Annotated in this window: 6 protein-coding genes and 1 other annotated feature; all 6 genes read left to right on the top strand. The window is 47.4% G+C overall.

Annotation, left to right across the window (positions count from 1 at the left end; genetic code table 11):
* Window positions 1–26 precede the first annotated feature (26 nt).
* Entirely contained in the window at window positions 27–1,886 is a 1,860-nt protein-coding gene (locus ACAN55_RS10770) for a cache domain-containing sensor histidine kinase (RefSeq protein ID WP_379131922.1), read from the top strand.
* Window positions 1,864–2,652 carry a response regulator transcription factor gene (locus tag ACAN55_RS10775; RefSeq protein ID WP_379131925.1) on the top strand — a complete coding sequence of 263 codons (789 nt, stop codon included), beginning with the start codon at window positions 1,864–1,866 and terminating at the stop codon, window positions 2,650–2,652. Before ACAN55_RS10770 ends, ACAN55_RS10775 begins: the two co-directional genes overlap by 23 nt.
* Window positions 2,653–2,966: 314 nt before the next feature.
* Window positions 2,967–5,120: a copper amine oxidase N-terminal domain-containing protein gene (locus tag ACAN55_RS10780; protein ID WP_379131928.1), complete on the top strand. Its 2,154-nt coding sequence runs from the start codon at window positions 2,967–2,969 to the stop codon at window positions 5,118–5,120.
* A 143-nt stretch (window positions 5,121–5,263) separates the two neighbouring features.
* A complete protein-coding gene (locus ACAN55_RS10785) occupies window positions 5,264–5,725 on the top strand; it encodes a Fur family transcriptional regulator (RefSeq protein WP_379131931.1) in 462 nt (153 codons plus the stop codon).
* 1 nt (window position 5,726) lies between these two features.
* On the top strand, window positions 5,727–5,990 hold the full coding sequence (gene yidD, locus ACAN55_RS10790; protein WP_379131934.1) for a membrane protein insertion efficiency factor YidD: 264 nt from the start codon (window positions 5,727–5,729) through the stop codon (window positions 5,988–5,990).
* A 38-nt stretch (window positions 5,991–6,028) separates the two neighbouring features.
* Window positions 6,029–6,287: a binding site (T-box leader), on the top strand.
* A gap of 65 nt (window positions 6,288–6,352) precedes the next feature.
* The gene (gene metG / locus ACAN55_RS10795) at window positions 6,353–8,377 is read left to right on the top strand and encodes a methionine--tRNA ligase (RefSeq protein WP_379131936.1); all 2,025 of its coding nucleotides are present in this window, start codon (window positions 6,353–6,355) and stop codon (window positions 8,375–8,377) included.
* Window positions 8,378–8,502 lie beyond the last annotated feature (125 nt).

An 8,502-nucleotide genomic window follows, 5' to 3' on the forward strand; every position in this document is an offset into this window, starting at 1 on the left:
GTTCTTCACAGTCAGGAGTATCGCCCATGAATTTGCGTTATAAATTATTCACGGCATTTTTGGGCCTGATTATTATTCCTTTATTTATTCTTGGCATGATCATGTTCTTTGTTACTTATAATTCGATCGAGAAGAAATACAGCCAACAGTCGGAATACTCACTGAAAGCGATCAGTTACAGTATTTCTAGTGTGTTCAAAGACATGAACAACGTTACAGACAACGGGATTGCCACCTCTGTCTTTCATATGGCGCTCAGTGCAGAGGATCCCACCAAGCAGGATCTGACGGATGCGGAGCAGCTTAGCCTGAATGCCAGTCAGCGCAACTTCCGTAGTCTGCTGTATAATCATCCTTCGATCAGCTATGCTTTTCTGTATAATTTCAATGGCAAGGGCAGCTCTGAGATCGTATCGCTTTTTAACAAGGAGAACTTCCGCACTTTAACTTATGACAAGTTCAAAGAAAGCGACCTGTTTCATGAGGTTATGGATTTGAACGGTGTACCCAAATGGGTGGCTCCCCATGAATATCCGGAGCTGACCGGGACAGAACCTGTGTTTACTCAAATCCGGCTGATCAAGGAGCTTAGTTTTTTTCAGAATATCGGTATTCTGGTTGTGCAGATCAAAAACTGGGAGTTTGAATCGATTTTTCGGAATTTGAAGATCGGCGACAGCAGCCAGAAGGTCTCCTTTATGCTTGTGAACGACGATGGCATGATACTGTTTGATCCTGACAGAGGGCAGGATGGGCAGATGCTGCGGTCAGCCATGACCAGGAATATTGAGTTTAAACCAGGGTTTCAAAGCTATAAGACCCCCTTCCAAGGTGAGCGGAGCATTGTCTCCGTATACCACTTGAAGGATTATCCTTGGAGTCTTGTATCGGTTACTTCATGGGATTCACTATCACGCGAGGTTACAATATTCGCTAAATGGTTCGTGGTGGTCATCTTTATTTGCTTCATGGCTGCCATCATCTTCAATTTGTTCTTTATGAACCGGATTACCGGCGGGATTGCGGTTATAGTGCGTTTTATGCGCCGTGTTGAGGATGGCGATTTGAGCAGCCGGATGGAAGAGAAGGGCAATGATGAGCTGACACTGCTGGCTAAAGGTTTCAACGACCTCATGGATAAAATCCATAATTTGTTCTATCGTGTGCAAGTGGAGCAAAGACGCAAGACGCAGGCGGAAATGCGTGTGTTGCAAGCTCAGATTAAGCCGCACTTCCTGTTCAATACGCTGGAATCGATTAATGTGCTGGCGGTTCAGAATGAAGGGCGGAAGGTAAGCGAAATGGTCTACCGGCTTGCCAGTATTCTGCGAATCAGCATTCAGGATCGAGATGAAATCACCTTAGAAGAGGAAGTCAGACATCTGCGCAATTATCTGGATATCCAAAAATTCCGCTTTGAGGACTTGTTCGATTATGAAATTGATATCCCGGAAGAGCTAAATGGCTGCGGCATTCTGAAGCTTACACTTCAGCCGTTGGTCGAGAACAGCATTCAGCATGGCTTTGAAGGCATTGATTATACAGGTAAGCTGCGGATTAGCGGATGGGAAGACCGTGGTAATCTGATATTACGAATTGAGGATAACGGCATCGGCATGAGCCCGGACCAGTTGTCTTTATTCCAGTACATGGTTAACGATGCAGACCAGACTTCAGAACAGTTAGAAGAAAAGAGCGGGAACCGGATACATCTGGAGCGCAAAGGATTGGGAGTACGGAGTGTCGCGGACCGTATCCGTATCGAATACGGCTTCAGGTATGGAGTATTTATCTGTTCGAGCCAAGGGAACGGTACCATTATACAATGTGTCATACCTAAATACGGGCAGGGGGAAGATCATCATGCTAAAAGTATTATTGGTTGACGATGAAGCACCCATCCTGAATAATCTGAAACGGGTTCTGCCATGGCCGGAAATGGGGATGTCAGTCATCGGCACGGCACGCAGTGGTATGGAAGCATTACGTATCGCGGAAGAGGAGAGCCCCGATCTTGTACTCTGTGATATTCGTATGCCTGTCATGGACGGCTTAACGTTTGTCGGCAAGCTGCGTGAGCTTGGGCATCATAGTGAAGTGCTGCTGCTTACAGGCTACCAGGAGTTCGATTACGCTCGTGAGGCTATCCGTCTCGGAGTCAAGGAATACATCTGTAAGCCGATCCATTACGAAGAGCTTGGGAACAAAGTCAGGGAGATCGGAGTGCAAATCCGCAGCAAACAGTATAAGGATAAATTGTACAACAGTATTCCCTTGTTCCAGGATGTTCCTGCAGATGGCGACAATTCCAAAAAAACAACGGATCAGCTGATGAATGCGGCAGTTCAATACATTACTGAACATTTGAGTTCGGATATCGGTATCGATGAGATCGCCCAGAAGCTGGGGATTAGCGGGAGCTATTTTTGCCTCCTGTTTAAGAATCGTTTCGCTATGACATTCGTTGAATATGTGACTCTGCAACGGATGGAGGCAGCTAAATTCATGTTGGTTAATAGTGATAAGAGCATTACGACCATCGGCTCGGGTGTGGGCTATCATGAACGAAGGTATTTTACCAAAGTATTTCAAAAGCAGACTGGCATGTCACCCAAAGAATACCGTGATCGTATAAGAGCGGAAGTCCGTTGAAATGTCATTATATGCTCCATCACCTATAAACCAGCAGTTCCGAATCCATTCGTGAACTGTTGGTTTTTACTTGTGTTTTTTAGAATGAAGCGTTGTTTATACCATACTTGTCCCTAATATTGTTAGTATTTTTACAAATTATGAAACTTTTTAGGATGGAGCGCGTCTAATACAGTGTTTGTAATAAAGAGAATATGGCAATAATGATCTGCCGCTAATGGGCAGACTCATTGTATGCCGGGAATATAAGGAATGGACTGTCCATACATACACCATGATCTTATATTTACAACGGGAGCAGAAGGAGTCATACAATGGATTTTAAGAAATTAGCTTTGATTGCCGCCCTAGCCATTTCCCAGACCGCAGCTGCGGTTCCTGTGTTTGCAGGGTCAACAACACCTTCAGTATCAGTCGCAACTGCCACATCTACTCCAGAGTCTTCTGCCGCAGACTCCACACCGCCACCAGGAATTGGTCTAGACGGTCCGGTAGCCTCATCACAGCCTACCCCATCCACTACACCAATCCCAACGCCCACACCTACACCGGTTCCTGGTTCAGGGACAGTTAACGGTGTGAATTCCGGAATCGGGGGCAAACAGCTTATTCTCGTGATGAACAGCAATAAAATGTATATGAACGGAACAGAATTTGTTGCCAACCAGCCGATGGCTGTCAAGAACGGCGTCTCCAACGTGTCCATTAAGGCCATGGTAGAGCGTGTAGGCCTGCAGTATTATTACGATTCCACAACAAAAGAAGTAGTTATTACGAGTGGAAATAACATTTTGCGGTTTAAGACAAACAGCAAAATTTATTCGGTGAACGGAAATAAAGTAACGATGAAGGGACCTGCTTATCAATACAAGAACACCTTTATGGTACCCTTGACATCCATCACAACAGCACTTGGCATTCCCTATACCGTTGATAATGTGAAGAAACAGGTCATCCTGACCTTATCAACTGCTCCTTCAGCTTCGTTCACAGTGCAGCCTGCAGAGATTTACGCGGGTCAGACTACTGTGACCTATATAACCCAAAACTCATCCCCGAATGGAACGGCCATCTTGGATGAACGTTGGGAAGGTCGTCAGGATGTATTCCAGCAGCCCGGTAACTATGTAGTAACCTACTCTGTAATGGATGCTTCGGGCCAATGGAGTGCACCGTATTCACAGACTATAACAGTACTGAAGCCTAATGAGCCACCAGTGGCAAACTTCAAAACAGATAAAGACCAATATAAGATCGGTGAGCTAGTTACATTCACAGACCTTAGTACCGATGACGGAACTGCACCGCTTACTGCGGAATGGAACGGTAATGCGATGGCTTACTTTTACCCAGGACCGGTTACGATTTATTTGACAGTTACTGATAAACAAGGGTTGAGCAGCACCACTCAAAAGACGATTACGATCACTGATGAAGTGCTCTACAATCAAGATGATTTTAACAAGTTATTTATGCCGGTTGGTGCCACATATAACATCGATGGCAGTATTATCCCTACATGGAGCAAGGTTCTGTTCAGCTTCATCTCTGAACCGGTGACCCTGATCCGCAGCAACAGCCCAGAGACCGTATACTCCGAAGGTATCCTGTACAGAGAGACTTCCTATGGGGATACCCGGTTCATGGTTCATCACAAAAATATGACCGGAAAAAATGTGAAAATGTATGTGATCGCTTCAAACAAAGGAACGATGCCTACTACGTTAATGACCAAATATTCGGGTTTCGGTGGTCCGCTTGAAATTCCTACCGCCACAGGTAAGAAATCGATTGAGAAATACTACGAATCAATGCGTACGACCAATAACTTTGGTAATGTTGTTATACAACCGGGTGAAAGCAAGCTGATTCTAACGGACATCAGCAATGTCACCATGAAGCCTGGGCAGGTTGTATCTTTGATGTCAGATGTATATTCCAATAGTGATCTACAGTACGATATCGTTATGCTGGATGCGACCAAGGATCCGCTGGCATGCTTGCCTTATCTGAGTTTCCTCGACCGCGACGGAGTTCATAACCGGGGAACCTATCCTTATGCAACAAAGCTGCTTACTGTTGAGAATGTGGTAGGAATGGAGCCTTCCAGACTGCTGTTTGGTGATAAAGTGGAAGATCCGAATCTGTTGGGAAGAGATGCTTTAACAGGTACAGAAGCATCCAATCCGGGCAACTTTGGTGTCGTTTATAAAATTAAGCTCAACCGTGTCGCTGCCAATACCTTGATTACGTTCAATCCCCGCGGAGGTAAATATCAGGGGCCGATCATGGTGAACGGACAAATCGTGCAGGCTCCGAATTCAGGTGTCATCGATGCTCCGAACCAGAATAGTGTAGTATACCGGACTGGCGACTATGAACAGACCGTGGAGATTGTATTTAGCGCAGCTTCAGGCAGCAATCTGCCGGTGAATCTGCTGTTCATGCCACTTCCCGCTAAAAAATAAAATTCTTACTGTACTTATAGGAAATATCCGGAGCCCGCATGGACCGCTGCTTTCAGCGTCCGCTGCGGGCTCCTTCATTGACGGGGCATGTATTTTCGGGCATTATAAAAGGAGTATTACTTAAAAGTATTGGAGATGAGCATATGCTGTCGACAGAGAAAATACTCGAGATTATGTCGGGGCAGGGACTGCGAATCACCGACCAGCGCAAAACGCTTGCTAAGTTATTCGGGGAAACCTCCGGATATTTGTCGGCAAAGGATGTATATGAATATATGGGGCGCATATACAGCGGACTCAGCTTTGATACCGTCTACCGCAATCTGCGGGTTATGGAGGAGCTTGGGGCACTGGAACAGGTCGTATTTGAAGACGGCGTGAAGTTCAAGGGAAGCTGTAGTGAACACCATCATCACCATCATATGATTTGCCTGCAATGCCAGAAGACATATCCGATTTCCTTTTGTCCGATGAATATGACGGATACTCCGGACCAGTTCCGGGTAGTCAAGCATAAATTTGAGGTGTTCGGTTACTGCAAGGATTGTGAAGAAATCCGGGAAGAAGAGGCAGCTTTGGCCGGAAAAGCCGGAGAGGGGCAATAACATGGGGATTGGGCGCAGATCGGTTCAGGCCCCGATCAAGGTGTACCGTAAGTTCATTTCTCCGCTTAAGCCCGCAACCTGCCGGTTCTATCCGACATGCTCTGCGTATGCGCTGGAAGCGGTGGAAATCCATGGTCCGGTTAAAGGCTCATGGCTTGCCGCAAAGCGGATTGCCAGATGTCATCCCTTTAATCCGGGCGGTCTTGATCCCGTTCCACCATTGAAAGAGAAGACTCCAACCGGAGGTTCTGCCCGCATTACTTGACATCATGACTCCCCTTGGGTATATTTTCAATAATAGCTGCATTTCCGACGAACGGATGAGTAAATGCGGACGACCATTACAGAGAGCCGGTTGATGCTGCAAGCCGGTATGGAGTCCTTGTTGAATATGGTCCGGGAGGAACTGTTATCGAGCATAAAGCCTGTGTGTTTGGCTTAGTCAGATAACGGCGTGTTCCAGCGTTAATGGGCAGTCCGCATGCGGACTGGTGAAGCCTGATCTCTGTGAAGAGTCAGGGAATTTTGGGTGGTAACGCGTGAGTTTACTCTCGCCCCATATAGGGGGCGGGAGTTTTTTGTATTCCAGGGTGTGAACAGCCCGGTAGAGAAGAAAGGATGACAATAATGAACGACAAGAAGACCTTTTACTTAACAACACCAATTTATTACCCGAGTGACAAGCTCCATATCGGGCATGCTTATTCCACCGTTGCAGGTGATGCGATGGCCCGCTACAAGCGGCTCCGGGGTTATGATGTCCATTATTTGACAGGCACAGATGAGCACGGACAGAAGATTGAACGGAAAGCGGCGGAAGCAGGCAAGACTCCGCAGCAGTTTGTGGATGATATTGTGGTAGGAATCAAGGAGCTATGGCGCAAGCTGGATATTTCCAATGATGATTTCATCCGTACCACGGAAGAGCGTCATAAAAAGGTCGTACAGGATATTTTCGACCGGTTGTTGAAGCAAGGCGATATCTATAAAGGTGAGTATGAAGGATGGTACAGTATTCCGGATGAGACCTTCTACACTGAAACGCAGCTTGTGGATATCGAGCGGGATGCTAACGGCGTGATTACTGGCGGTAAAAGCCCGGACAGCGGTCACCCGGTGGAACTCGTGAAGGAAGCCAGCTATTTCTTCCGGATGAGTAAATATGCCGATCGGCTGCTGAAGTATTATGAGGATAATCCGGAGTTTATTTTGCCGGAGTCACGTAAGAATGAGATGATCAACAACTTCATCAAACCGGGTCTTGAGGATCTTGCTGTCTCCCGGACGACGTTTGACTGGGGCGTAAAGGTTAAGGGCGATGAGAAACACGTCGTGTACGTGTGGATTGACGCGTTGACCAACTATATCACAGCTTTGGGTTATGGATCTGAGGATCGCAGTCTGTATGACCGTTTCTGGCCTGCGGATGTACATATCGTGGGTAAAGAAATCGTCCGTTTCCATACTATTTACTGGCCGATTATTCTGATGGCTCTCGGTGAACCTCTGCCGAAGAAAGTGTTCGCACACGGCTGGCTTCTTATGAAGGATGGCAAAATGTCCAAATCGAAAGGGAATGTAGTTGATCCGGTAACCTTGATTGACCGTTACGGTCTGGATGCGCTGCGTTACTATCTGCTTCGCGAGGTGCCGTTCGGCTCAGATGGAACCTTCACACCGGAAAGTTTCGTGGACCGGATTAACTATGATCTGGCCAATGACCTTGGTAATCTGCTGAACCGTACCGGCGCTATGGTCGAAAAATATTTTGACGGTGTACTCCCTGCATATGAAGGGAAGGTTACAGCTTTCGACGGGGAGCTGGAAGCAGCGGCACAAGCAACGTACAGCAAAGTGGAAGAAGCGATGGAGAAAATGGAGTTCTCTGTAGCACTGACAGCTATTGGCGGATTCATCAGCCGGACCAACAAATACATTGATGAGACTCAGCCATGGGTGCTTGCCAAAGATGAAGCCCGTACCGGGGAATTGGCTTCCGTGATGAGACATCTTGTAGAAGGTCTACGGACGGCTTCCATCCTGCTTCAACCTTTCTTGACTGGAGCACCGGCCAAGATCTGGGAGCAGCTTGGGATCGAGCAGGGTGAACTTACAACATGGGATAGCGGAAGAACCTTCGGGTTAATTCCAGCAGGGACCCGGTTAGTGAAAGGTAACCCAATCTTCCCTCGCCTGGACGTTGAGCAGGAGGTTGCTTATATTGCTGAAGCAATGGGTGCGGGTAAAGCTGCTGAGCCTGCTGCGGAAGCGGTACAGGGCGCACCAGTTGCTTCTGCAGCTGCAGAAGAGGTTGAAGAAGAGCATAAGGAAGAAATCGGGATTGATGACTTCGCCAAAGCCGAGCTTCGGGTAGCGCAGGTCCTGGCTGCCGAACCGGTGAAAAAAGCGGATAAGCTGCTTAAACTTCAGCTCGACCTCGGGTACGAGCAACGTCAGGTGGTCTCCGGGATTGCTAAATTCTACACCCCGGAAGAGTTGGTTGGACGCAAAGTCATCTGCATCGTGAACTTGAAGCCGGTTAAACTGCGTGGTGAACTGTCCCAGGGTATGATTCTGGCTGCCTCCAAAGGTGATCAGCTTACGATTGCGACGGTTCCTGATTCCATGCCTAACGGGGCAATTGTGAAGTAAATCGAATGAATAATTGGCGGGCCAGTCTGAGGACTGGTCCGCTTTTTTTAGTGCGCCCAGCATGGGCGCTATCTCTAGGGTTGAAGTCCCGAATGGCGAAGGCAGTAGTAGCCATTAGCTTAAGG

The sequence above is a fragment of the Paenibacillus oryziterrae genome, from assembly GCF_042610485.1.
In the GTDB taxonomy this organism is placed as follows: domain Bacteria; phylum Bacillota; class Bacilli; order Paenibacillales; family Paenibacillaceae; genus Paenibacillus_AQ.

Coding starts and splice junctions, on each gene's coding strand:
- ACAN55_RS10770 (WP_379131922.1), top strand. CDS start 27: ATGAATTTGCGTTATAAATTATTCACGGCATTTTTGGGCCTGATTATT.
- ACAN55_RS10775 (WP_379131925.1), top strand. CDS start 1,864: ATGCTAAAAGTATTATTGGTTGACGATGAAGCACCCATCCTGAATAAT.
- ACAN55_RS10780 (WP_379131928.1), top strand. CDS start 2,967: ATGGATTTTAAGAAATTAGCTTTGATTGCCGCCCTAGCCATTTCCCAG.
- ACAN55_RS10785 (WP_379131931.1), top strand. CDS start 5,264: ATGCTGTCGACAGAGAAAATACTCGAGATTATGTCGGGGCAGGGACTG.
- yidD (WP_379131934.1), top strand. CDS start 5,727: ATGGGGATTGGGCGCAGATCGGTTCAGGCCCCGATCAAGGTGTACCGT.
- metG (WP_379131936.1), top strand. CDS start 6,353: ATGAACGACAAGAAGACCTTTTACTTAACAACACCAATTTATTACCCG.